Source organism: Rathayibacter sp. AY1C6, assembly GCF_002931535.1.
Classification (GTDB): domain Bacteria; phylum Actinomycetota; class Actinomycetes; order Actinomycetales; family Microbacteriaceae; genus Rathayibacter.
Window position 1 is genome coordinate 44,512 of sequence record NZ_PSWC01000022.1, and the last position, 24,902, is coordinate 69,413.

A 24,902-nucleotide genomic window follows, 5' to 3' on the forward strand; every position below is an offset into this window, starting at 1 on the left:
CCGCGAGGTCCCCGTCGACGCCCTCTACCGCCCGTGAGCGGGCCGCGGCACTCCCGTTCGGACGGGCCGGAGCAGGAGGGGACGGGTGCGCGCGTCCTGTCCACGCGCTTCACCGACGTCCACTACCTCGACGAGGGCCCGGCGGACGGCACTCCGCTCGTGCTCGTGCACGGCTTCCCCGACGTCCCCGCCACCTGGGACGGCGTCCTGGAGCTGCTTCCCCCCGGGCTCCGGGTGGTGCGCCCCTTCCTGCGCGGGGTCGGGCGGACCCGGGTCGTCGACCCCGGGGCGCGGTCCGGGCAGGTGGCCGCGCTGGCCACCGACCTGCTCGATCTCCTCAAGGCGCTCGACCTCGGGCCTGTCGTGCTCGTCGGCCACGACTGGGGAGCACGGAGCGCTCACGCCGTCGCGGCGCTCGCGCCCGAGCGGGTCGGCGCACTGGTCACCCTCGCCACCGCGTACGGACCGTCGAGCGAGCTGAGCGGCGGCGAGGTCCTCGACGACGCCGCCGCGGCCTGGTACCGCTACTGGCTCTGCACGGCCGCGGGAGCGGAGGCGTTCCGGGGCGACCCGGCGCAGCTCGTCCGCTGGGCCTGGCGGGAGTGGTCGCCTCCGGGCTCCCTCCCGTCGGAGGCCCTGGAGGAGGTCCTCGCGGCGACGGCGACCAGCGGCTTCGCCGACACGGTCGTCGACTACTACCGGCACGGCGCCGGGGAGGCGCCCGGCCGGGCCGTGTACCGCGCCGCGCAGGAGGCCCTCGACGCCTGGCCGCGCATCGACGCGCCGACGACATTCCTCCTCGGGACGGCCGACGGCTGCGAGACGCCCGCCCTCGCACGGGCGAACGGCCGGTACTTCTCCGCAGGCCGGGAGCTGATCGAGCTCGACGGCGTCGGCCACTTCGTGCAGCGCGAGGCCCCCGGGGCGGTCGCGGCCGCGATCCTCCGGCACCTCCGACCGCTCGCCCCCTCACCCGCACCTCCCGAGACGTGTTAGAGCGTCTCCGGCCGCGGACGGTCCGTGCCCACCCCGCGGACGCTCCTGCTGGAGGCCGCGAGGAGCGAGGCGACAAGGACGAGCGCGGCGCAGCCGAGCAGGGTGCGGTCGAGCCCGACGAGGTCGGCGAGCGGGCCCACGAGCGCCTCCCCGAGCGGCACGGCGAGGAAGGAGCCGACCATGTCGTAGGAGTAGACCCGGGCGAGCGCCTCGCGGGGGACGTGGGTCTGCAGCGACTGGTCCCAGGCGATGGCGAAGATCTCGAGCGCGACTCCGCCGAGGGCGAAGGCGAGGAGGAGGGCGGGGAGCGCCGGGAGGATCCCGAGGGCGGCGACCGGGACGGCCGTCACCGCCATGAGGGCGACGCCCGCCCCCAACGCCCGGCGGGGCCGCCAGCGCAGCGCGATCACGGCCCCGATCACCAGACCGACGGTCTGTGCGGCGATCACGAGTCCCCATGCCGCTCGGCCGAAGGACCGGTCGGCGACGACCGGGCCGAGGACCGTGGTCGCGCCGACGAACGCGGCGTTGACGGCGGTGAACTGCGCCACGACGATCCACACCCAGCGCCGGCTCGCGAACTCCCGCCACCCCTCGCGGAGGTCGGCGAGGACGGAGGCGCCCGGGCCCGAGCGGACCGTCCGCGGCAGCCGCACACGGGAGTAGAGGACCGCGGCCAGGGCGAAGCCCGCGGCGTCGACCGCCAGCCCCCACCCGGGACCCACCAGTGCGACGAGCGCGGCCCCGCCCGAGGCGCCGACGATGCTCCCGGCGTTCAGGCCCAGGCGGAGCAGGGCGTTGGCCGGGCGGAGCTCGCCGACCGGCACCGTCTCGGGGACGAGGGCGGCCGCGGCGGGCAGGCTCATCGCCGCGACGGCGCCGTTGAGCACGCTGAGCACGACCAGGGCCGCGACGGTCGCTGTCCCCGTGATCACCGTCACGGCGACCGCGGCCTGAGTGGCCGCCGCCGCGAGCGAGGTGCCGACGAGGATCACGGAGCGGGGGAGCCGGTCGGCGAGGACGCCGCCGAGCAGCAGGACGGCGACGTTGGCGAGGGAGCGCACGGCGACGACGAGTCCGAGGTCCGTCGGCGAGCCCGTCAGGTCCAGCACGGCGAAGGCCAGGGCGATCGGAGCGACGGCGTTGCCGAGGACCCCGGTCGTGCGGGCGGCGAGGAGCCAGCGGAAGGGGCCGTGCGCGAGAGGACCGTGCGCCAGCGGCCCGCGCCCGTCGCGGGTCACGGCCGGCGGAGCGGGAACATCGCGGTCGTCATCGACACCGGCGCGGTCCCGGGGGTCCTCGGCGGCCGGGCCGCCGCGTGCAGCAGCGCGGACGCCTCCCCGACGTGCCGCACGACCCGCCGCCAGACCTCGGGGTCGACCCAGAGCTCCGCGTCCGTCGAGAGCCGAGGACCGTCCGCCCGGCTCGACGAGCGCCGCCGGAGCTCCTCGATCAGGGCCTCGAGGTGCAGGTCCCGCTCCTCCTCCGGCCCGGCGTCCACGGACACCGTCACGTCGAAGGGCCTTCCGGAGGCCTCGTGCCGGTACCTCTTCGCCTCGCCGCCCCGCAGGCGCACGGTCTCGACGACGGCCACGAGCCCGGCGCGCTCCAGCACGCGGAAGTGGTAGCTCGCCGTCGCCTGCGACAGCTGCAGCTCGCGGGCGGCCTCCGCGGCGCTCATCGCCGCTCCCGTGACCAAAGACAGCAGGCGGAGGCGGATCGGATGCGCGGTGGCGCGCAGCTCGTCGAGAGTGGACATGCGGCCATCGTGTCTGGGGCTCCCGCACCGTCAAACAGGGCTTTGGGGGTGGGGCGGCGCTCGCCGGGCCGCTCCAATGCATGTCGGGCGGCGCTCACCGGGCCGCTCTCGCGAGCGATCCTGAGGCTCCACCGGCGCTTCCGGGCTGCTCGCTCTCCCCGGCGATCAGGGATCGGGGCCCGGAGTCGTCCTCCGGGCCCCGTCGCTCAGACCTGGGCGGTGCCGCTGTCCTCGACCGGGCCGGTCGCGTCCGACTCCTCGGTGATCTCGGTGTCGGTCTCGTCGGCGCGGTCGCGGAGCGCGTCGGCCATCGCGCCGGCGCCCTCGGCTCCGTGGTCGTGCTCGACCTGGTCGATCAGGCCGCCGAGCTTCTCGTCGTTGCTGGCGTCCTCGGCTCCGTCCATCACGGGGCTGTTCTGCTCGTTGTCGCTCATGGCGCTCCTCCTGGGTCGACCGGCCTCTGCGCCGGTGGTCCGACGCTACGCGCGCGGCCCGTGCGGTGCAGGTGATCGACGGGAATCGGCCAGTCCGGTATCGAGCGCTCGATGGGCGTTCCCGGTCATCCCCGAATCGAGCGGATATCCCTTCCACAGCTCTGGAGAAGTGAGCGGATATCGCCTGTCGAATGAGCCCCTATCGCTTTCCGGTGAGGTGAACAGTTCTCTCAGAGAAGTGCCCCTCGGAGACCCTCCCTGCTATGATCGGGCGACTTCTGCACCAGGGACCGGGGGGTCGTTCTCGGCGGACGATCGATCATCCACACGCCTGTTATCTCGATCATCACCAGTGAAGGCGCGTATGGCTTCGTATCTCTTCGTCTGCTCCGGCGGCGGGCATCTCAAGGAGATGTTCGCCCTCTCGGGGCTCCTCGGAGTCGACCCGGAGGAGCAGCACTGGGCGACCGTCGACAGCGCCCTCAGCCGCACCCTCCTCGCAGACCGGCGCGTGACCCACCTCGCCGATCCGCCGCCCCGCGCCGTGGTGCCGGTGCTCCGCAACGCGATGATCGGCCGCTCCCTGCTGGCCCGCGGGTCCTTCGACGCCGTCTTCAGCACCGGCGCCAGCCCCGCCCTCTCCTTCCTGCCGCTCGCGGCCTCGCGCGGCATCCCCGCGCACTACATCGAGAGCGCCGCCCGCGTGCTCGGCCCGTCGATGACCGGTCGGATCCTCGCCCGGGTCCCCGCCGTCTCGACCTACACCCAGTACCGCTCCTGGGCCGACGACCGCTGGAGCTTCGGCGGCTCGATCTTCGACACCTACCGCGTCGAGGACGTCGTCCCGCAGCCGATCCGCCGCGCCGTGGTCTCGGTCGGCACGCAGGACGGCTACCCGTTCCCCCGCTTCTTCGCCGCGCTCGCGCCGCTGCTCGAGGGCGTGGAGGTGCTCTGGCAGACCGGAGCGAACGACGTCTCCGGGCTCGGGATCGACGGCCGCCACTCCGTGCCGCACGACGAGCTCAACGCCGCGATGAAGGCGGCCGACGTCGTCATCGCGCACGGGGGAGTGGGCACCGCGCTCAGCGCCATCGAGCAGGGCCGGGTGCCGATCCTGGTTCCGCGCCGCGCCTCGTTCGGCGAGCACGTCGACGACCACCAGGTGCAGATCGCCACCCGCCTGGCTGACTCCGGCCTCGCGGTCACCGTCGACATCGAGGGCCTCTCCCGCGAGACGCTCGAACTCGCCGCGGCGAGGCGGGTCGTCTCCGCCGATTCCGCCGTGCCCTTCGTGGTGCACGAGACGGCCGAGAAGTCCTCGAGCCTCTCCCGCCGACTCTTCCCCTCCTCCCGCTGATCCCCGCCCGAGCGACCAGACGTGATGAGAACGACATCCACGCGTCATCCGCGGCCCGTACACTCTCGAATGGGTTGGGGGGCCGGACGTCACTTCATGTGCGTCGAATTCGGAATGGTCGGCCGACTCGACACTGATGGCGAAAGCTCCGAAGGATTCTCGATATGACTGACACCCCGCGCGGCCTCTCGCGCCGCCTCCTGCTCGCCGCCTCCGCTGTCGGAGCCGCCGCGACCGCCTCCGCTCTCGTAGCGACCCCGGCGCTCGCCGCGCCGAACTACAGCGTGATCCCGAAGCTTCCGGGCGAGGTCTCGCGCCTCGACACCGCGTTCTCGAAGAACGGCAGGAAGCCTTACGAGATCATCGATGTGAAGATCGGCGGCGACTCCACCCGCCTCTTCGTCCCGCACTCGGCGAAGCCGAAATCAGGCTCCTCGGTGCCGGTCGCCTGGTTCTACCACGCCAGCGGCAGCGACTACACGTCGCTCTACTTCGCCTACAGGTACTCGGCCGATCCACTCGTCGACCTGGGCTTCGTCAGCATCTGTCCGGACTTCGGCGGTCCGAGCAACTACACCAACCCCACGGCGCTTGCCGTGCAGACGGCCGCCACAGCCTGGGTGCAGAACCTCTGGGACGTCCGCGCGAGCTTCCTCCGCTCGAACTCCGGCGGCGGAGCGATGATGTGCTGGGCCTACGCGAAGAAGATGGTGCCGAACATCTACGGGGCGTACCACGCCAGCAGCGTCTTCGACGTCGAGGACCTCGCGGCGCGCGATACCAGTCCGTCGAACCGCGTTCTCGCCGTGTACGGGGGAGACCGGGCGCTGATGCGCGCGACCAACCCCGCCCGGCTGCCGCAGGACGCGTGGAAGGGCATGCGTCTGCGCGTCAGCGCCGGCACGGCCGACAAGCTCGCTCCCGCCGAGCTCCACGGCGGACGCCTGCGTCGCCTGGCGCTCCCCGTCGCCAGGGAGGCGACGATCGCCTACCACAGCGGCGCCGAATTCGATAATGGTCACGTCGTACCGGAGTTCACCAACAAGGACTCGGTCGGGACCTTCCGCCGCTGGCTCCAGGAGGGCCCCGCCTGATCCGCGGCAGGACCGACGCGACCCCTCCTCCCCGGGGGTCGGCGCCAGGGTCGAGCAGTGGAGGAGGAGGGCACGGCATCGCAGGCGTCCCAGCCGCCGAGAGGCGGCTCGCGAGGGCATCGCGATCCTCATCGAGGCCGACGGGACCACTCCCGTGAGTGCCGCACCGCCCGCCCCCTCCTCCACCACTCCGCTCCGACGCCAGAAGGACTCCCTGACGTGATCGACATCCTCCCGCGACGACTCCTCGTCGGCGCGCTCTTCTCGGTCGCCCTGGTGATCGTCCTCGGGATGGGGTACATCTTCTCGACCCGGGAGCCGGCCACCGGCCTCCTGGTGATCGCCGCCGGAGTCGGCGGCATCGTCGGCGCCTACGTGCTGCTGCGGGTCCCCGCGCACTGGCTGCCGGCGATGGCGCTCGCGTTCTTCGCGCTCGTCCCGACGCCGCTCACCCCCTCGACCCTGACGTTCCGCATGACGCTCTGGGCGGTCATCCTCGTGATCTGGGCGATCCGGCGCGGGCTCGCTCCCGAGCTGTGGCGCGCCCCCGTCAAGGCGTGGACCCGCGAGCTCGTGCTCTCCCCGTGGCGGGCCGTGGTGATCCTCGCGTTCATCGCCCTCATGCTCTGGTCGGCCGTGGCGACGGTGCGCAGCTCCTATGCGACCGAGGGCGTCTCGTGGATGTTCAGCTTCGCGATCTGCGTGGGCGTGCCGATGCTCGTCTTCGACGCCCAGCGCGAGGCCGTGCTGCTGCGCAAGACGTGGGTGATCCTCTCGGGGGTGCTCGCCCTCTACGCCGCCCTCGAGCTGGTCGCGCAGAGCTCCCCGATCCTCGGTGCCGTCTACGGCGCCCTCGGCTACGAGCAGGACCAGCACTGGTCGCTCTACCGCGCCGAGATCACCTTCGGCCACCCGCTGCTCGCCGGCACCTTCCTCACGGTGGGCGCCGGTCTCGCGTTCGGCTCCTGGCTCCAGGGCTCCCGCAAGTCGGACCTGCTGCTGGGCATCCTGGCCTCGGGCGGCGTCGTCGCGACCGTCTCGCGCGGACCGATGGCGGCCATCGCCGTCGCGGTCGTCGTCGCGCTCGTCGCCGTGGGCTTCCTCAACCCGAACCGCTCGCTGCTCCGGCCCGGCTCGATCCTGATCGCCGGGCTCGTCGCGGGTGTCGGAGTCCTGAACTTCGAGCCCGTCACCGCCCGCAACAACAACCTCGACGCCTCCATCTCGGCCGGCGCCCGCGACCTCGCGGTGACCGTGTCGCTGAAGGCGGCCGAGCTCACGCACTGGCTCGGCTCCGGAGCGGCGACGTCCGGCATCAGCGGCAGGCGGTTCTCGGACGTCGTCATCGAGAACTCGTTCCTGCAGCTGCTGATCAGCGTCGGCATCCCCGGCCTGCTGCTCTTCGTGATCATGGTGGCCGCGATGTTCGGCGCCACGCTCAGCCGTCGCGACGTCGGTCCTGCGGCGGGCCTGCTCGGCTTCATGGTCTGCCTCGCCGGCTACAACGCCATCGACGCGGTCCGCCCCAGCCACCTGCTCCTGGGCTTCCTCGTCATCATCTGCCTCAACCCGGTGCACGTCCCCGACTTCTCGAAGGGCATCCGGATGCGCCAGCCCCTCGGGGCGAGGATCTTCGACGCGCCGATGGCCGTCGGGATGCGGGGCGAGCGATGAGCCGCCTCGCCCGCAGGAACGACTCGTCGCCGGCCGCGCTCGTCGTCCAGCAGTCGCTCGCGCCGCCGGACTCGACCACGCAGTACGTCGACTCGATCGTCGACGGCCTGGCGCCCGGCGTCGAGCTGCTGTTCTTCTCCTGGCGCAGCGCCCTGCTCGCCGACTACGACGTGCTGCACGTGCACTGGCCCGAGCTGATGATCCGCGGCCGCAGCCCGCTGCACCGCTTCCTCCGCCGCCGCGCCCTCGACGTGCTGCTGGTGCGCCTCGCGCTCCAGCGCATCCCGCTCGTGCGGACGGTGCACAACCTGCACCCGCACGAGCTCGGTCCCGCCGCCGAGCGCCGCTCGCTGGCCCGGGTCGACCGCGCGACCGACCTGTTCGTCCGCCTGAACCCGACGACCGTCGCTCCCGGCCGGGCGCCCGCCGTCACCGTGCTGCACGGCCACTACCGCGACCAGTTCGCGCAGCACCCGCTGCCCGAGCGCGAGCACGGCCGCGTCCTCTACTTCGGCATCATCCGCCCGTACAAGGGCGTCGTCGAGCTGATGGACGTGTTCCGCGGCGTGGAGGACGACTCCCTCTCCCTGCACGTGGTCGGCAGCCCCAGCACGGGCCAGCGCGAGCTGGTCGAGGAGCGGGCCGCCCGCGACACCCGGGTGCGCACCACGCTCCGCCGGGTCGACGACGCCGAGATGGTCGACGAGATCGGCCGGGCCGAGCTGATCGTCCTTCCCTACCGCGAGATGCACAACTCCGGCTCGATCCTGGTCGCCCTCTCGCTCGGCCGGCCGATCCTGGTGCCGCGCACGCCCACCAACACGGCCCTGGCCGAGGAGGTCGGCAGCGACTGGGTGATCGAGTACGACGGCGATCTCACGCCCGAGCTGATCACCTCCGCGCTCGAGCGCACGCGCACCCGCCCGCCGGAGGGGCTCCCCGCCCTCTCCGGCCGCGACTGGGACGTCCTCGGACTCCAGCTCAAGAAGGCCTACGAGGGCGCGATCGCCACCAAGAAGGGCTCGACCCGATGACCGGGACCACGCAGAAGCCGTCCCCGAGCCTCGGCCGCTCCGCGAGCCGCGGCGCCGCCGTCACCATCGGCGGGCAGGCGATCCGCATCGCCGTCCAGCTGGGCAGCATCGTCGTCCTCGCGCGCCTGCTCGCGCCGGCCGACTACGGCCTGCTCGCGATGGTCACGGCGATCATCGGCATCGGCGAGATCTTCCGCGACTTCGGCCTCTCCTCCGCCGCCATCCAGGCGAAGGAGATCACGCCGGGCCAGAAGAGCAACCTGTTCTGGATGAACGCGGGCATCGGCCTCACCCTCACCCTGCTGGTCATCGCGGCCTCGTGGCCGATCGCCGCCCTCTACGGCGACGACCGGCTCCAGCTGCTGACCGTCGTGCTCTCCTCGACGTTCCTCCTCAACGGGATCTCGACGCAGTTCCGCGCCGACCTCGCCCGGCACCTCCGCTTCGTGAAGCTCACCCTGGTCGACATCGTCGGCCAGGTGCTGGGCCTCCTGGTCGGCGTGCTGATGGCGCTCGGCGGCGCCGGCTACTGGGCGCTGGCCGCGAGCCAGGTCGTGCAGCCGCTCATCGGCGTGCTGATGCTGGTCTTCATCACGGGCTGGCGTCCCGGCCGCTACCGCCGCGGCGAGGCGATGGGCCACTTCCTCCGCTACGGAGGCGGCGTCTTCGCGACCCAGGCGCTGACCTACGCGAGCAAGAACGTCGACTCCGTCATCATCGGCGCGCGCTTCGGCCCGGTCGACCTGGGCCTCTACAACCGCGCGTTCCAGCTGATGATGCTGCCGCTGCAGCAGCTCAACGCCCCGGCGCAGCGCGTCGCCCTGCCCGTGCTCTCCAAGCTGCAGGACGAGCGCGAGCGGTTCCGCACGTTCATCCTCTTCGGCCAGTCGGCGATGCTGACGGTGATGGGCCTCGTGCTCGCCGTCCTCGGCTCCCAGTCCGACTCGGTCATCCGGATCCTGCTGGGGGAGCGGTGGCTCGCCTCGGTCCCGATCTTCCAGATCCTGCTCGTGGCCGGGTTCTTCCAGGCCACGGCCTACTGCTCCTGGTGGGTGTTCCTCTCCAAGGGCCTCGTGCGCCAGAGCGTCTGGTACAGCCTGGCGACCCGCCCGCTGATGGTCGTCCTGATCCTGCTCGGCTCCAACTGGGGAGTGACGGGCGTCGCGGTCGCGTACGCCGGCTCGCTCGCCCTCACCTGGCCGATCGCGCTGATCTGGATCGGCCGCACCTCCGACGCCCCCGCCCGCGAGATGTTCACCAACGGCCTCCGCAGCGGCATCACGTTCGGATCGATCACGGTGGGCGCCTACTTCTCCACCGTCTGGATCGCCGCCGACCAGCCCGTCCTCCGCCTCCTCGTGGGCGGTGCCGCCGTCCTGGTCGGGGTCGGGCTCTGGATGCTGATCCTCCCCGCGTTCCGCCGCCAGATCCTCGGCCTCGCCGACCTGCGCCGCCACTTCCGCCGCAGCCGCCCGGCCGCCGCTCCCGCCCCGGCCACGGTCGACGCCACCAGCCCCACCGGTGACAGCGCGCTGGTCGACGGAGCCGTCACGGCCGGCACCCCCGACTCCGAGCGGCCTCCCGCCGCCGTTCCCCCCACCGAAAGAGATCGATGAAACTCAAGCTCGGCGTCGTCAAGTCCTGGAAGAAGGACTTCGTCACGACGACCCGCCTGCCCGCCCGCCGCGACGCGGCGGTGCTCCGTGCCGCCCTCGTGGACCTCCGACCCGAGCCCGAGTCGCACCTCGTGATCGCCGCTCCCGGCAGCGGCAACATCGGCGACCAGGCGATGCTGGAGGCGTTCCTCGAGAACACCACCGGTCCCGTCGTGGTCGTCCAGCGCTACGCCGGCGACGTCGTGATCCCCGAGGAGCAGGCCGACCGGGTCGAGGTCGTCGAGCTCCCGCACCTGGTCTACGGAGTGGGCGACGCGCACGCCGCCGACCTCCGCGCCTACGCCGCGCTGATCCGCCGCGCCCGCTCGGTCTCGGTCGTCGGCGCCGACATGATGGACGGCAAGTACAGCCTCCGCGGCTCGGTCCGCCGCTCCCTGCTCGCGCAGGCGGCCGCCGAGGCTGGGGTGCCCACGCGCATCCTCGGCTTCTCCTGGAACGCGGCGGCGCGCCTCGCCGCCCGCCGCTCCCTGATCGCCGCCTCCCGCGCCGGCGTCGTCCCGATGCTCCGCGACCCGCTCTCGGCGGAGCGCGCCCGGAGCATCGGCGTGCAGCGCGTCGAGGAGGTCACGGACATCGTCTTCTCGGCGCGCACCCGCGACCGCAGCTTCCGCGAGGGGCTGGGGCTGCCCGAGGGCGTCCCCTTCGCGCTCGTGAACGCGAGCGCCCTCGTCGCCGGCATGGTCGACCAGGTGCCGGAGTACGAGCGCATCGTCGACCGCCTGCGCGCCGCCGGCGTGCACGTCGTGCTCCTCCCGCACGTCTCCCGCCCCATCGGCGACGACAAGGTGGCCGTCCGCGCGGTCGCCGAGCGCGTGGGATCCGAGGGCGTCACCGTCGTCGACCGCGTGCTCATGCCCGCCGAGATCCGCGGCCTCGCCGAGGACGCCCTGCTGACCGTCACCGGCCGCATGCACCTCGCGATCATGTCGCTCTCGCTCGGCGTCCCCGCGATCACCCTCGCCACCCAGGGCAAGGTCGAGGGCATCATGCGCCTCATCGGCCTGCCGCAGCTGTGCGTCGAGCCGGTCCCCGGCTTCGCCGACCGCGTCCTCCCGGTGATCGACCGCATCCTCGCGGAGCCGGGCGACGGCGGCGTGCGCGCCACCATCGACGCGGCCATGCCCGAGGTGCGCCGCCTCTCGGCGCTCAACACCCGCGGCCTCGGCGCGGAGGTCGTGCGATGAGCGCGGCGCAGGAGAAGGGACCGCGCATGCGGATCATGTTCGTCGTCACGTCGCTGCACGGCGGCGGGGCCGAGTTCGTCGCCCGCACCTGGATGGGCTGGCTCCTCGAGCAGGGCCACCACGTCGACGTCGTCACCACCTCGGTGAAGGGCACGGACGAGTACCTCCCCGAGGGCGCCGTGCTGCACCGCATCGGCGAGGGCAAGGGCCACGTCGGCAAGGCGCGGATGCTCAAGGAGCTGTTCCGCCGCCGCACCCCCGACGTCGCGGTCGCCCTGCAGGGCTACCCGAACATCGTGCTCCTGGCCTCGGCCGAGATGACCGCGAAGGCGGACCGCCCGAAGACCATCGTGAGCGAGCGCAACCTCGTCTCGCTCGGCATCCCGGGCTTCTCGAGGACCCAGAAGGTGCAGCTCGGGCTCGCCAAGACGCTCTACCGCCGCGCCGACCACGTCATCGCGATCTCGCACCCCGTCGCGGGCGAGCTCGTCGCCGGCTTCGGCGTCTCGGGCGAGCGCTGCACCGTCGTGCCGAACCCGGCGACCGCCAAGGTCGACCGCTCCCGCCAGGTCTCGCGCACCCCCGGCACTGCGGCGGGCCTGCAGATCGTGCTGCCCTGCCGCCTCGTCGTCCAGAAGCGCCCCGAGCTCGCGATCCTCGCGGCCGAGGAGCTGGAGCGCCGCGGCATCCCCGCGAAGGTCGTCTCCTTCGGTGGCGGCCCGCTGCTCGGCAGCATGAAGGCGGAGGCGACCGCGCGCGGCGTGGACTTCCAGGACATGGGCTGGGTCGAGGACTGGTTCCACCACTTCGACGAGAACGCCGTCGTGCTGCTCCCGTCGCTGCGCGAGGGCTTCGGCAACGTGCTGGTCGAGGCGGCCGCCGCCGGCGTCCCCTCGGTCGCCGTGTCCGGGGCGCTCGGAGTCGCGGACGCTATCGTCCCCGGCCTGACCGGCGAGCTCGCGCTCACCCCCTCCGCCTCCGACCTCGCCGACGCGCTGATCCGCGCGAGCGAGCTCGAGATCACCGGCATCGACCGCTGGCTCGACCGCTTCTCGCTGGAGTCCAGCGGCCGCGACCTCGAGACGGTGCTCCGCCGGGTCGTGGGGCAGAAGTGACCCTCGTCTCGGTGGTGGTCCCGGCGCACCAGGAGGAGGCGCACCTCGCCTCCGCCCTGGAGCGCCTGCTGCGGCAGACCCACGCCGAGCTCGAGATCCTCGTGGTCGACGACGCCTCGACCGACGGGACCGAGGCGATCGGCCGCGCGTTCGCCGAGGAGCACGAGCGGATCCGCTACCTCCGCCAGGACGAGAACCAGGGCGTCGCCGCCGCTCGCGAGCGCGCCGTCGGCGAGGCCGCCGGCGAGTGGGTCTGGCTGGTCGACGCCGACGACGAGTGGCCGGAGACCGCGGTCGAGGCCATGCTCTCGGCGGGGGAGGCGGGCCGCGCCGACGTGGTGGTCGCCCAGGCGGTCGCGGTCGACGCCACCGGATCCACGCCCGTCGGCTCCCTGCGCGGCCCGCTCGCGCTCTCGGGCCGGGGCGCCTTCACCGCGCTCCTGGTCGGGGAGCTGACCGGGCACCTCTGGAACAAGCTGTTCCGCCGCGAGCTGTTCGACGGCATCGAGTTCACGCGGATCCGCCAGCACTCGGACCAGGCGCAGGTCGCGCAGCTGCTCGCCGCGGCCGACGAGGTCGTCGTCGTCCCCGACTCCGTCTACGAGTACCGCCTCCGCTCGGGCTCGATCATCCGCTCGGGCGCGAAGCGCGCCGACTCGCTCGCCGGGCTCGCCGCCGTGATCGAGCGGACGGCCCGCGGGCTCGACCCGCGCCTCCTCGACTCGCAGGACTACTCCTACTACCGCGCGCGCTTCTCCCTGCTCTCCCGCTTCAAGGACGCCACCTCGGGCGCGCACAGCCCCGAGGAGGCCGACCGGCTCTGGCGGGCCGCGCACGACGAGGCGGGGCTCCGGCACCTGGTCGCGCTCGTGCGCCGGCGCGACCTCAAGCGCTCCGTCCTCTTCGGGCTCGCCGCCGCGGCGCCCGCGCTCTACCGAGCGGCGATGAGCGCCGGGAACGGACGCCGGTGACCGTCGTCTCCCCGGTGCGCGGAGAGGCCGGAGTGCGCTTCCCGGCAATCGAGTCCTCGTCACTATTCCGTCGAATGTGCGGCGCGGACGATACACCCTTAGTCTTGATCCTCGGTCGCATTCTGCGACCGGGCCTGCGTCCTTCTCTGAGCCTTGTTCACCTCGGATGGAATTCACGAGCGGTACGACCGGGCACAAGGGGGAGAGAATGAAGCTGCTGAAGCCTACGGGCGGGGCCCGACGCGAATGGGTGGATTTCGCCAAGGGTGCCGCCATCCTGATGGTCGTGTACTACCACACGTCGTTGTACCTCGGTGACATCGGGGTCGAGAACACTCTCGGCCGCATCAAGGTCGTGTTCGAGCTGTTCCCGATGCCCCTCTTCTTCCTGGTGTCCGGTCTCTTCGGCTCGCGCATCCGCACCTGGAGCTTCGGCGACCTCTGGCGCCGCAGGCTGTACCCGCTGCTCTGGCTCTACGTGGTCTGGTCCGTGATCCGCATGGCCTTCTACCTGGTCGTGCCGCTCGCGAACGGCGGACTCGGCGAGCTCCCCGCGACCGACCCGCTCAACCTGCTCCTGCTGTTCTTCTGGCCCAGCAGCAGCTACTGGTTCATCTACGGCCTCGTCCTCTTCACGCTCGGCGCGTGGCTCCTGCGCAAGGTCGACCACCGCGTGCAGGTCGCCCTCGCCGCGGTGATGGGGACGATGTTCACCACCGGTCTCCTCAACACGACCAACGTGGGCTGGAACCGCATCGGCGCCCTGTTCGTCTTCTTCCTGGTGGGCACGCTCTACTCGAAGAGGATCATCGACTTCGTCGAGCAGAAGGGGAGCCGCGCGTTCCTCTACGTCACTCCGGTCTTCGTCGTGCTGAGCGCGGTGCTCTTCCTCTTCCCGATCCGCTGGGTGCCGTTCCTCGCCCTCGCCGGCCAGATGGCCGCCGTCGCGATGGGCATCCTCGTGTCGCGGGCCCTCTCCCGAGTGCGATTCCTGAACTTCTTCACGATCTGCGGCGAGCGCAGCCTGCACATCTACCTGCTGCACCTCTACTTCATCGTGATCGCCATCACGATCCTGCGGGTGATCCTCCCCGAGGACCGCTCCGAGATCGGCGGCTTCGAGGTGCCGCTGCTTCTGATCGTCATGGTGCTCGCGGTCGTCCTCTCGCTCTTCGTGACCCGCTACCTCTCGAAGGTCAAGTGGATCTACGTCCCCCCGGCCGCCCTCGGCGGCCCCGGCAAGCGGCGCAAGCCCGTGCCCGTCCCTGCGCGCGGCCCCGGAGTCGTCTCCGATCCCGTCGCGGTCCCGGCCGATGAGCCCGGCACCTCCCCCAGTTACGAGAAGAAGAGAGCGGAGTCCCACGAGTGAAGACGACACGAGCACGCAGAGCCGGAGTCCTGGCGGCCGTCGTGGCCGTCGCCCTCGGGCTGGCCGGCTGCTCCTCGCAGCCCGAGCCCGTCCGCACGCCCGACGGCTTCACGACGGAGAAGGCGATCGAGTACCGCTCGGTCGACGGCGTCTCGCTGAAGGCCGACGCCTGCCTCCCCACCGCGGGCGGCACCGACCGCCCCGCGCTGCTGATGCTGCACGGCGGAGGGTTCGTCGACGGCGCCCGCGACGAGGGCGGGATGACCGAGCTCTGCGAGTACTACGCCGAGCGCGGCTTCGTCTCGGTCTCCGTCGACTACCGCCTCCTCCAGGACAGCCGGTACCCCGGCCAGATCGAGGACGCGCAGGCCGCCGTGGAGTGGCTGCGCGAGCCCGCGCAGGTCACGCGCTTCGGCCTCGACCCCGCCCGCATCGGCGTGATGGGCAGCTCCGCCGGAGCGATCATCGGAGCGACCATGGGCACGCTCGGCGAGGGCTCCCTCACCGAGGGCTCGCGGGTCAAGACGGTCGTCGCCTTCTCGGCGGTCGCCGACATGACCGAGACCGGGATGTCGCTGGGCACGCCGGTGCCCGAGGCGAAGGAGCAGATCCTCTCCTACCTGGACTGCGACGAGATCGACTCGACGACCTGCCCGCAGAGCATCCCCGCGTCGCCGATCACCTCGGTCGACTCCACGGACGCCCCGCAGATCTGGCTGACCTCCGAGGACGAGCTCGTCCCGGTCGAGCAGGCCGACGCGATGCAGGTCGCCCTGCAGGACGCCGGAGTGGCGTCCGAAGTCGGCGTGGACGGCTCCGGCCACCACGGGCTCCAGAACAACACCCCGAACAACAAGAAGGCGATCCTCGCCTTCCTGCAGGCCCACCTCTGATCCACCGCTCCCGCGCGAAACCTCGCGGCCGGTTCCGCGCAACGCGGACGACACATCACGACGCTACAGTCAGACCCCCTGCACTCCGGTGCAGTCGACGAAAGGGACACCACACACCATGACCTTGAACGGACTGTTCGCCGGCATCGGCCGGAGGTGGGTCTACATCGTCGCCTTCGCTCTGCTCGGCGCCGTGGCGGCCCTGGTACTCAACGCCGTCCTCCTCCCGCAGTACAAGGCGGACGCACGCGTGTACGTCGCGGTCTCCTCGTCCGGAGTCCTCTCGACCGCGGACCGGGTCGCGGCCAACAGCGCCGCCTCCCAGGCCACGGTCACCTCCGTCGCCCTCGGCACCTCGGACACCGTCCTGCAGGGCGTCATCGACGGCCTCGGCATCGACGAGCCCATCGAGGAATTCGCCAAGCGCGTGACCGTCCTCGCCGAGCCGGAGTCCGTGGTCATCACGATCTCGGCCACCGACCCCTCGCCCGAGCAGGCCGCGGTCATCGCCAATGCGGTCGCCGCCCAGCTCGACGCGGCCGTGAAGGGGGCCGACCCGACGACCACCACGAACGGCGTCGCCGTCCCGCAGATCCAGCTCCAGGTGCTCAGCCAGGCGCTCCCGCCGGAGCTGCCGGTCACCGGTGGCATCCTCGTCCTGCTCGCGCTCGGCATCCTCGGCGGCGCCGTGGTCGGCGTGGGAGTGGCGATCGTGATGACCGCCCTCGACCGCCGCCTCCGCAGCGGCGACGACGTCCGCTCCGCGATCGACCGGCCGCTGCTGGGCATCGTCCCGGTCAAGGCCACCAAGCTCGACGAGATGCTGAACTCGACCGAGATCCCGGCCCGCTACTCGGCCGTCGCGTTCGAGCTCTCCGCCATCGCGCGCACCCGCTCGTACTCCTCCTTCGCGATCGCCCCGGCGTCCGAGAAGACCCCGCACACCGCCAGCGCGGTGCTGCTCGCCAAGGCGCTGGCCGTGCTCGGCTCGTCCGTCGTGATCGTGGACGGCACCGCCGAGGGCTCTGCTCTCGCTTCCGCCTCGGGCGGACGCCCGGGCCTGCGCGAGGTGCTCGCCGGAGCCGCCTCGCTCGACGACGCGATCATCAAGCGCTCGACCGACCGCGTCGACCTGCTCCCCGCGGGCGGCGCCCAGGCCGGCACGCCGATGCCGACCGACGCCCTCCGCGCGCTGGTCGAGGAGCTCGAGAAGGTCTACGACATCGTCCTGATCGTCACCGGCACTCTCGGCGCGACCGAGCAGTCGCCGACCTTCCGCGGTGTGGCCGACGGCGCCGTCCTCGTCCTGATCGAGGGCAAGGTCGACTCGCCCCAGGCCGCCGCCGACGTGCACTGGATCGAGACCGCCGGCACCCCCGTGGTCGGCGCGGTCGTCCTGGCCCGCCACAAGCTGCAGAAGGCCCCCGCGATCGTCTGATCGCGTCCTCGCACGCTGCGGAAGAGCGCACCCCGGCCCCGGCCGCGGTGCGCTCTTCCGCATCCGGGGACTGCGCGGTGCCCGGCGGGGGCCCGGCTTGCCCTCTGTCCGGACCCAGCCGGCCCCTCCGACGCCTGGCCGGCACTCCAGCCCCCTCCACCCCTCCGCGAGCCCGCAGAACTCGCGGTACTCGCGCGCGACTCCGCCCACCTCCGCGGACTCGGCAGGAGGCGGCGTCACCGTCCGGGCCCGCGGGCTCTCCGGGGCCTGGCCCACCCGTCCGTCCTTCCCCAGCGTCTCCAGCGCCCGCCGTGGCCTGATCACGTGCCTCACCGGCTCCCGGGAGCCCGCTCACCCCGCGAGCCCCCACAAGTCGCAGTACTCGCGCGCGACTCCGCCCACTTCTGCGTGCTGGAGAGGCGCGGGCGCGTCAGCCGGGCTCTGATCGCGTCACCGTCCGACCGGCCCACTCCTGCGGCCCCGGAGACGCCGAGCGCCCGCCCGCGCCCTCGCGAGTCCGCGGTGGTCGCGGTCGTCGCGCGCGACTCCGCCGACTCGCGCGTGGTCGGCGGGAGGCGGGCACACGCAGAACCGCCGCCGTCGAGGGGACGACGGCGGCGGTTCTGTGCGCGGGCAGCGGATCAGGTCACGGCGTGCAGGCCACGTTCCCGATCAGGTCCTTCCCGGAGTTGGAGCAGCTCAGCGTGTTGCCGCTGGTGGACCAGTTGGACGGCTGGTGGAGGTAGACCACCGCGTTGCTGGTCTTCAGCGCGAGGTTCCCGCTGATCGTGTTGTCGTTGCCCGAGCCGTCGGCGCGGGTGATCACCTGGTAGCCGTAGGTGGTGGTGCCCGCGGCGGAGTTGCCCGCGGCCAGCCAGCCGTTGCCCGAGACGAGGATCAGCGAGACCACGTCCGAGGCGAGCCGCGATCCGCCGACGACCGTGTTCCCGATGATGTCGCCGTCGAGGGTGCCCTCCTTGGCCTCGATCGGCTCGGCGCCGGTGTCGCTGATCGTGTTGTCCACGACCGCGATGCGGGCCGTGCGGTCCGGATCGCAGTCGTTGTACTCGCACCAGTTGCGGTCGGAGGTGCCGACGTAGACGCCCTCGCCGTACTTGGCGGAGACGAGGCCGGTGCGGCGGATGGTGCTGCCGACGATCAGGGAGTCGGTGGTCTGGCTGCGGAAGTGGACCGCCTCGTAGCCGATCTCGCTCACCGTCAGGCCGGCCATCTGGACGCCCTTGCTGGCGAGCACCTGGATGCCCTGGAAGGAGCTGCGGACCGAGAAGCCCACGAGGTGCACGTCGCTCACCGTGTTCAGGATGAGCGCGGTGCCGCTCGAGGTGGATCCGGAGGTGAGGACCGCGTTGGGCGAGCCGCAGATCCAGATCGAGCCGGGCTGGGCGGCGGTGCCGCGGAGGGCGAACTTGCCGGTGTAGACGCCGTCGGCCAGGCGGATGACGTCGCCGGAGGAGGGGTTGGTCAGGGCCGTGACGAGCTGCGCCGAGGTCGACACCGTCTTGGTGGCGGCGGGGCAGTCGAAGGCCGCGAGCAGCGAGGCGCGGGAGGCGAGGATGTCGGCCGAGGTGGTGGCCGACTCCTTCAGCCGCGAGTCGCGGCCGGCGTCGTCGGTCGCCGTGACGGTGTACGTGTAGGCGCGTCCCGCCTCGGCGGTCTCGTCGCGGTACTGGCGCACCGGGTCGGCGACGGTGCCGACGACCGTGTCGCCGGAGCCGTCCTCGTTCGAGCGGTGCACGTCGTACGAGACGACCCGCGAGCTGAAGGGCGCGTCCCAGGCGACGGTGTAGCCGTCGGTCAGGGGGGAGAGCTCCACGGCGTCGGTCGCGAGGCCGTCCTCGGCGAGGACGAACGCGTCGATGATCAGGTTCTTGTCGGTCGACTTGGAGTTCTTCGTCCCCGTGTAGGAGATGGTCACGGTGTGCGTGCCCTCGGCGAGGTCGGTCGTCTCGTAGACCGGCACCTGGTACTGCGCGGTCGAGCTGTAGCGGTCGACCTTGGTGACGGGTCCGCCGTCGACCGAGACCGCGGCGATGCCGGAGGAGGAGGTCTTTCGGCTGATCCAGCGCCACGACGTGCCGACGAAGGTGAACTTCACCGATCCGGCGGACGTCAGGTACTTCATCCCGCCTCCGCTGTCGCCGCCGGCCATCGATCTCCACGAGCCGGTGTACTGCAGCGCGGGGTCGGTCTCCTGCACGAGGAGGCTGGTCGCTCCGGAGGGGTCGAGCACGGGGCCGTCGTCCTCGCCGCCGCCGGTCTCGTCGGTCGGCTCCTCGGTGGCGGGAGTCGCGCGGGTGATGTCGAACGCGTCGATGACGAGGTTCTTGTCGCTCGCGGAGCTGTTGGCCGTGCCGCTCCACGCGATCTTGACCGTGTGGACGGTGTCGGCGAGGTCCTTCTTCGTGAACACCGGGACCTGGTACGCCGTGGTCTTCGTGTACCGGTCGACCGAGGTGCTCGCGCCGTCGACCGTGACGGTGGCGATTCCGGCGGAGGCGGTGGTGCGGCTGACCCAGCTGAAGCCGGTGCCGCGGAAGCTGAACGAGACGGAGCCGGTGCTGTTGAGGAACTTGATCCCGCCGCCGCTGTCGCCGCCCGTCATCGTGCGCCACGAGCCGCTGTAGGTCAGCGAGGAGTTCGTCTCCTGGATCCGCGTGCTCTGCCCGGCGCCCGGGTCGAGAGTGGCCGCGGAGGCGGCGGGCGCCGTGAGGGGGGCGACCAGGATGCCGAGAGCGGCGATCAGAGCGGTGGTGAGGGAGAGGCGTGCGCGTCGTCGGCGAGGGCGGGTCGGGTCTGGCGTCGTCTGAGGATTCACGATCGGCTCCGGGTCTTCGAGGGGGCGTCGGGGGCGGTTCGAGGGGGCTGCTCAAGGGGGTGGTGCTGGTCCTCCCGACGCTATAGACGGGCCTTGCGACTGATGGCTGGATGAGACGGATTCAGGTTGTAGTGCCCCATTCGGGCGTGGTGGTCGGGCCTGTATCAGCGATTCCGCTGAAGGACTGGCGAACCGCCGCGCATGCGTGTACACGGAACGGTCACACGCGCTGTCGACGACGGATCGGAGGGCGGATGTCGGATCGGGAGGGGACTCCGGGGATGCCCGTCCGCGGAATGGACGAGGGGGAGTGCTGGTCGGTCGAGGAACGGCGACCCTACCCGGCGACTCTGGACACGGCCCCGGGCCGGGCCGCTGGGCGAGAGAATTGACCGGGCGTTCACCGGGCCGACCCCGCGCCGAAACACTGCGATGATGGGCTCTCCACTGGTGATCGCCGTCGCACCCGCGTCGCGGATCACCCGCCGCGGGCGAGCGGCGGTCCCGACGAGAGGGAGGACGCGATGGACACGGCCACGACCGCGACCGGCGACCGCCCGTCCACCCCGCCGTCCCGGGAGCGCCCGAGGCGCCCCCGGGTCCGCGCTCGCACCGTGATCGGACGGCTCCTGCTCGTCCCCCTCGTGATCCTCGCCCTCTTCGGCGCCGGGATCCCGCTCTACGTCACGCCCCCGATCGACCCGATCCCCGAGCAGGCGGACGCGGTCTTCGTGCTCGGCCCGTCCACGAGGGCGCGCGTCGAGTTCGCCCGCCGGATCATCACCTCCGGAGCGACGGACACGATGGTGCTCTCGGTCGGCCCCGGCGAGATGAACGCTCCCTACGAGGCCAAGAAGTACAAGAAGTGCAACGAGCCCGGCGGCGACGTCCTCTGCTACTCCGCCGACCCGCTCACGACCCAGGGAGAGGCCCGGCAGCTGCGCGACATGGCCGAGCAGTACGGCTGGGACCACGTCATCGTGATCACCAACGCCTCCCACCTCGTGCGCGCCGAGATGATCATCGAGCGCTGCTACTCCGGAGAGCTCTCGATGGTGCCCTCGGGCGAGCCGATGGGCCTGGACTACCTGGTGAACCAGTACGTCTACCAGACCGGCGCCTTCCTCAAGGCCTTCCTGGTCACCAACGGCTGTTGACGCGAGCACTCCTCCTCGAGCCGCCGAGCCCGCCTGCGCTAGTCTGCCCGGGGCGCCATCGGCCCCGAGCCCGCTCCTGCGGAGCCCGGCCGGCCCGGCCCACGACGGCAGCGCGGCAGGAGGATCGACCGGGGAGACCCGCGACGCTCCCCGCTCCGCACCGGTCACCCCCACGCGAACCCCTCCGAAAGGCCCGCCCGTGACACCTGCCCGATCGATCTTCGCCGTCGGCCGCGGCCAGTACGAGAACATCGGCGACATCATCCTGCGTCGCCAGCTCCTCGACTGGCTCCGCGAGTCGGGTCCGCTCCACGTCTACGTGGGCCACTCGCCGTGGGGCTACGACGACGGCCTGCGCCTGGGCCCGGACGACACGGTGTACCGCTCGCTCCTGCGCTGGTACGCGGCGCTCGCCCGCGAGGCCCTCGCCGGCCGGGCGAACTCGGTGTTCAAGCCGGGGGAGATCCAGCTGACCCTGATCGGGATGAAGGAGCACCTCGTGATGCTCCCGGGCATCGCCCTGGTGCGCCTCGGCGGCGGCCGCGTGATCCGCGCCGGCGTGGGCACCCGCAACTTCGCCCCGCTGCCCCGCGCGATCATGTGGCCCTCGATGGCGCTCTCGAGCTACACCCGCTGGCGCGACGACAAGACTGCCGGCTACATGCGCGTCGGCGCCGCCATGCCCGACCTCGGCTACGGCGAGGGCTCGAGCGACGCGGAGCTGACCGCGTTCGCCGCGCAGCCCGACGAGGAGCGGCGCGTTCTGGTCCTCTCCCTCCGCGAGGACCACGAGGTGGACGCCCGCCCCTATCCCGAGCAGGAGTGGCTGGCCGCGATCAAGGGCTTCGCCGAGCGCGAGGACCTCGACATCGTCGTCGTCACGCAGGTCGCCGTCGACGCCGAGCGCTCCCGCCGTCTCGCCGCCGACCTCGACGCGGACATCCTCGACTGGGATCCGGCGCACACCCACGACGAGCACGAGATCCTGCTGCGCGAGCTCTACCGCACGGCCCGCGTCGCGATGAGCGACCGGCTGCACGTGATCATCATGGCGTTCACCGAGGGCGCGGCCCCGGTGAGCCTGCAGATGGACGGATCGACGAAGGCCTCGCGCCACTTCGAGACCATCGGGATCCACGACGTCACGGTCGACATGTCCCGGACGACCCCGGCCGCCGGCGTCGAGACCTTCTCCGCCGTCGTCGCCCGCCGGAGCGAGCTGCTCGAGAAGCTGCTCGTCGCCCGCGGGCGCCTCCGCGGCGTCCGCGACGACATCCAGGCGCTGCTCGCCGTGCCGCCCCGCAGCCGCCCGGCCGCCGCGGCAGCCCCTGCCGGCCCGAAGACGCGGGTGTACCACGTCGGCCGCAGCGGAGAGGTCCCCGGAGGCATGACGCAGGTCGTCAACGGGTACCTGCGCTGGCCGTTCGAGCGCTCGGACGTCCGGGTGATCTCCTCCCGCACCGCTCCGGGCGAGCACGTCGCCGCGGCCCGCCTGGCCGCCGGCGCCGCCGCCCGCATCGTCGCGATCGCGCGCCGCGAGCCCGGCGCCGTGATCGTCGTCCACCTCTCGGAGCGCGGCTCGTTCCTCCGCGAGGGGTCCCTCCTCCGCCTCGCGCACCGCCTGGGCCTGCGCACGGTCGCCCACCTGCACGGCAGCGAGTTCGCCGCCTTCACCGCCGCGCACCCGCGCCTGGTGAAGGACGTGCTGCGCAGCGCGGACGAGATCATCTCGCTCTCGGAGGAGACCTCGGCGATCTGCCGCCGCTACGTCGCCGCCGAGCGCGTGCACCTCGTGCCCAACGCGCTCGAGCAGGGCACCCCGCGCGAGAAGACCCGCACCGTCGTCTTCGGCGGCGTGGTCAGCCACCGCAAGGGCGTCGACGTGCTGCAGAAGGCGTGGGCGCAGGTCGAGGGCAAGGAGGGCTGGCGCCTGCTGGTCGCCGGTCCGATCCGCGAGCCGGAGGTCGTCGACCGCGGCGTCCCGGGGATCGAGTTCCTCGGCTCGCTCGAGAACGCCCGCCTGCTCGCCCTGCTCGACGAGGCGTCCATCGCCGTCCTGCCCTCGCGCGACGAGGCGATGCCGATCTTCATCCTCGAGGCCCTCGCCCGCGACGCGGCCGTCGTCTCGACCGCGGTCGGCGGCATCCCCGAGGTCCTCGGCGACGGCTGCGGCCGCGTTGTCGCGCCCGGAGACGTCGAGGGCCTCGCCGCCGCGCTGACCGAGCTCATCACCGACGAGGACGCCCGGGCCGAGGTCGTCGAGAAGGCCGGGGCGCGCTTCCGCGAGCGCTTCTCCGCCGACGCCGTGTTCCCGCGGGTCGAGGAGGTCTGGCTCGGCTGAGCCGCCTGCGACTTCGCCCCGGATCGCGCCCCGGGCCCCGCTCCGGGCCTGGGCGGAGCCGCGGGAGCGTAAAATCGCTGGAGTCCGCGTCGCCGTGCCGTCGCGCGCCCAGCCGTCCGCTCCCGGACGCCTTCTCCCTCCATCCCAGAGAGGCTCGACCGTGGCCATCGCCGCCGACTCCGACCGCCGCCTGTGGACCCTGCCCCTCGCGCGCGCCGTGATCGCGGCGGTCGCCGGCTGCGTCGTCACCTTCTCGCCCGACCACGGGCCCGCCTTCGGCCTCGCCGTCTTCGGCGGCTTCGCGATCGCGACCGGCGCCGTCTCGCTCGCCCTCGGGCTCCGCAGCTGGAGCGGCCGGGCCCGCCCGCTCGCCCTCGGCTCCGCGGTGCTCACCCTGGTCGCCGGAGTCGCGGCGCTCGTCGCGCTCCCGGTCGCCAACCTGCTCTCCTTCGTCGCCCTCGTCGCCGGCTGGGCGCTGCTCTCCGGCTTCCTCGAGTTCTCGAGCGGCCGCCGCGGTCAGGGCCTCGCCGCCCGCGACTCCGTGATCGTCGGCATCGGCACGATGCTCCTCGGCGCCGCCTTCGGACTCCTCCCGCCCCATCCCGTCGTCACCGTCGGCCTCCTCGGCGCCTACGCCGTGATGGTCGCCGTGTTCCTCGCCATCGCGGCGTTCTCGCTCAAATGGGCCGCCGGCGCCGACGCAGCCACCGGACACGATCCCGTCGCCCCCACGACACCGACCTCCGGAGGAGACCGATGACCGCCGAAGGCCAGCAGCCCGACCCCGCCTCTCCCGCCGACCGCGCCTCGGCGGCCGACTCCGCCCCGCCGCGCGACCCCGGCGAGTTCACGCCCCGCACGTTCCAGCCGACCCGCAAGGACCGCCTGCGCCCGCTCGAGCTCATCGGCTTCTCCGCGGTGATGGCGGCCTTCGTCGGCCTGGTCGTCATGCTCTCGACCCGCGAGCCGGTCGTCGCGCTCATCTCGTTCGGCGTCGCCTTCATCGTCGTGCTCGTCGCGATCGCCATGTTCTCGCTGACCTTCAAGCCGGACGAGGCCGAGATCGCGGACATCGACGAGCAGGACTCCGCACACTAGGCGAGGGACGGCTCCGCCGCTCCCAGTCGGCCGGGAGCACGCCGCGCGGGCGGATAGTCCCTTCCGCCGCGCATGCTGATGGAGCAGCCCGGAGGGCGTGTCGAGATCCCGCCTGCGCACGCGGGCGCCGCTTCCGCGTCGGTGGTCGCGCGTAGCGTGCGGAGGGTGGCGGAGGCGATCGGGCGGTGGTGGCAGAGGCGGCGGTTCTCGCGCGGCGCCGACGTCCCCTACGCGGTCGGCACCTACCGGGAGGCCTGGGCGTCCTACCCTGTCCTGGTGCGGCAGTACCGGCCCGAGTACAACGAGGGCATCGTGCTCAGCCAGATCCCGCCCGCGGCCGACGTGTACCTGTGCTGGCTCTGCGACGCCGGACACGTCTTCGTCGCCACTCCCGAGGAGCAGCGCCACCGTCCCGGCCGGGAGCGGCGCCGCTCCCGGCCGGGACGGTGGCGCTGCTCCTCGGGAGTGGCGACGAA

Annotated in this window: 20 protein-coding genes and 1 pseudogene; 17 read left to right on the forward strand and 4 right to left on the reverse strand. The window is 72.4% G+C overall.

Annotation, left to right across the window (positions count from 1 at the left end):
- The first annotated feature begins 33 nt into the window (after positions 1-33).
- Positions 34-996 (forward strand): alpha/beta fold hydrolase, encoded by a 963-nt coding sequence (locus C5D36_RS13170; RefSeq protein ID WP_104296014.1) that lies wholly within the window; start codon positions 34-36, stop codon positions 994-996.
- Here C5D36_RS13170 and C5D36_RS13175 read toward each other — a convergent pair.
- From C5D36_RS13175 to C5D36_RS13185, 3 genes are all read right to left on the reverse strand, one after another.
- The gene (locus C5D36_RS13175) at positions 993-2,237 is read right to left on the reverse strand and encodes an MFS transporter (RefSeq protein ID WP_258062946.1); all 1,245 of its coding nucleotides are present in this window, start codon (positions 2,235-2,237) and stop codon (positions 993-995) included. The genes C5D36_RS13170 and C5D36_RS13175 overlap by 4 nt on opposite strands.
- Positions 2,234-2,755, reverse strand: coding sequence for a helix-turn-helix domain-containing protein (locus tag C5D36_RS13180; RefSeq protein ID WP_104296015.1), 522 nt, complete (start codon positions 2,753-2,755; stop codon positions 2,234-2,236). The genes C5D36_RS13175 and C5D36_RS13180 overlap by 4 nt, the downstream gene beginning before the upstream one ends.
- 206 nt (positions 2,756-2,961) lie before the next feature.
- Positions 2,962-3,189: a hypothetical protein gene (locus C5D36_RS13185; RefSeq protein ID WP_104296016.1), complete on the reverse strand. Its 228-nt coding sequence runs from the start codon at positions 3,187-3,189 to the stop codon at positions 2,962-2,964.
- A 364-nt stretch (positions 3,190-3,553) separates the two neighbouring features.
- Here C5D36_RS13185 and C5D36_RS13190 point away from each other — a divergent pair, with 364 nt between their 5' ends.
- From C5D36_RS13190 to C5D36_RS13240, 11 genes are all read left to right on the forward strand, one after another.
- Positions 3,554-4,546, forward strand: coding sequence for a glycosyltransferase (locus C5D36_RS13190; protein WP_104324895.1), 993 nt, complete (start codon positions 3,554-3,556; stop codon positions 4,544-4,546).
- Between the two features lie 164 nt (positions 4,547-4,710).
- Positions 4,711-5,640 (forward strand): S9 family peptidase, encoded by a 930-nt coding sequence (locus C5D36_RS13195; RefSeq protein WP_104222476.1) that lies wholly within the window; start codon positions 4,711-4,713, stop codon positions 5,638-5,640.
- A gap of 219 nt (positions 5,641-5,859) precedes the next feature.
- Positions 5,860-7,314 (forward strand): O-antigen ligase, encoded by a 1,455-nt coding sequence (locus tag C5D36_RS13200; RefSeq protein ID WP_104296018.1) that lies wholly within the window; start codon positions 5,860-5,862, stop codon positions 7,312-7,314.
- Positions 7,311-8,348: a glycosyltransferase gene (locus tag C5D36_RS13205; RefSeq protein WP_104296019.1), complete on the forward strand. Its 1,038-nt coding sequence runs from the start codon at positions 7,311-7,313 to the stop codon at positions 8,346-8,348. The genes C5D36_RS13200 and C5D36_RS13205 overlap by 4 nt, the downstream gene beginning before the upstream one ends.
- A complete protein-coding gene (locus tag C5D36_RS13210; RefSeq protein ID WP_104296020.1) occupies positions 8,345-9,964 on the forward strand; it encodes a lipopolysaccharide biosynthesis protein in 1,620 nt (539 codons plus the stop codon). The genes C5D36_RS13205 and C5D36_RS13210 overlap by 4 nt, the downstream gene beginning before the upstream one ends.
- Entirely contained in the window at positions 9,961-11,208 is a 1,248-nt protein-coding gene (locus C5D36_RS13215) for a polysaccharide pyruvyl transferase family protein (RefSeq protein ID WP_104296021.1), read from the forward strand. The genes C5D36_RS13210 and C5D36_RS13215 overlap by 4 nt, the downstream gene beginning before the upstream one ends.
- Positions 11,205-12,323 (forward strand): glycosyltransferase, encoded by a 1,119-nt coding sequence (locus C5D36_RS13220; protein WP_104222481.1) that lies wholly within the window; start codon positions 11,205-11,207, stop codon positions 12,321-12,323. Before C5D36_RS13215 ends, C5D36_RS13220 begins: the two co-directional genes overlap by 4 nt.
- The gene (locus tag C5D36_RS13225) at positions 12,320-13,294 is read left to right on the forward strand and encodes a glycosyltransferase family 2 protein (RefSeq protein WP_146083015.1); all 975 of its coding nucleotides are present in this window, start codon (positions 12,320-12,322) and stop codon (positions 13,292-13,294) included. Before C5D36_RS13220 ends, C5D36_RS13225 begins: the two co-directional genes overlap by 4 nt.
- Positions 13,295-13,502: 208 nt before the next feature.
- Complete coding sequence (locus tag C5D36_RS13230) at positions 13,503-14,663, forward strand: acyltransferase family protein (RefSeq protein WP_181072898.1); 1,161 nt, start codon at positions 13,503-13,505, stop codon at positions 14,661-14,663.
- The gene (locus C5D36_RS13235; RefSeq protein ID WP_104247646.1) at positions 14,660-15,556 is read left to right on the forward strand and encodes an alpha/beta hydrolase; all 897 of its coding nucleotides are present in this window, start codon (positions 14,660-14,662) and stop codon (positions 15,554-15,556) included. The genes C5D36_RS13230 and C5D36_RS13235 overlap by 4 nt, the downstream gene beginning before the upstream one ends.
- Before the next feature lie 118 nt (positions 15,557-15,674).
- The gene (locus tag C5D36_RS13240; RefSeq protein WP_104296024.1) at positions 15,675-16,994 is read left to right on the forward strand and encodes a Wzz/FepE/Etk N-terminal domain-containing protein; all 1,320 of its coding nucleotides are present in this window, start codon (positions 15,675-15,677) and stop codon (positions 16,992-16,994) included.
- 646 nt (positions 16,995-17,640) lie between these two features.
- On the opposite strand, the gene C5D36_RS13245 is transcribed toward C5D36_RS13240, so the two are convergent.
- Positions 17,641-19,830, reverse strand: a complete 2,190-nt coding sequence (locus tag C5D36_RS13245; RefSeq protein ID WP_104296025.1) for a hypothetical protein — start codon at positions 19,828-19,830, stop codon at positions 17,641-17,643.
- Positions 19,831-20,354: 524 nt separating this feature from the next.
- Between C5D36_RS13245 and C5D36_RS13250 the strand changes: the two genes are divergently transcribed.
- The 5 genes and pseudogenes from C5D36_RS13250 to C5D36_RS13270 form a co-directional block, all read left to right on the forward strand.
- A complete protein-coding gene (locus tag C5D36_RS13250; protein ID WP_104296026.1) occupies positions 20,355-20,987 on the forward strand; it encodes a YdcF family protein in 633 nt (210 codons plus the stop codon).
- Positions 20,988-21,186: 199 nt separating this feature from the next.
- The gene (locus C5D36_RS13255) at positions 21,187-23,328 is read left to right on the forward strand and encodes a glycosyltransferase family 4 protein (protein WP_104292615.1); all 2,142 of its coding nucleotides are present in this window, start codon (positions 21,187-21,189) and stop codon (positions 23,326-23,328) included.
- 160 nt (positions 23,329-23,488) lie between these two features.
- Positions 23,489-24,088, forward strand: coding sequence for a DUF308 domain-containing protein (locus tag C5D36_RS13260; RefSeq protein WP_104255875.1), 600 nt, complete (start codon positions 23,489-23,491; stop codon positions 24,086-24,088).
- Complete coding sequence (locus C5D36_RS17220; protein WP_258062947.1) at positions 24,085-24,426, forward strand: hypothetical protein; 342 nt, start codon at positions 24,085-24,087, stop codon at positions 24,424-24,426. The genes C5D36_RS13260 and C5D36_RS17220 overlap by 4 nt, the downstream gene beginning before the upstream one ends.
- A gap of 165 nt (positions 24,427-24,591) precedes the next feature.
- Positions 24,592-24,902 (forward strand): annotated as a pseudogene (locus C5D36_RS13270) (hypothetical protein); the annotation flags it as partial.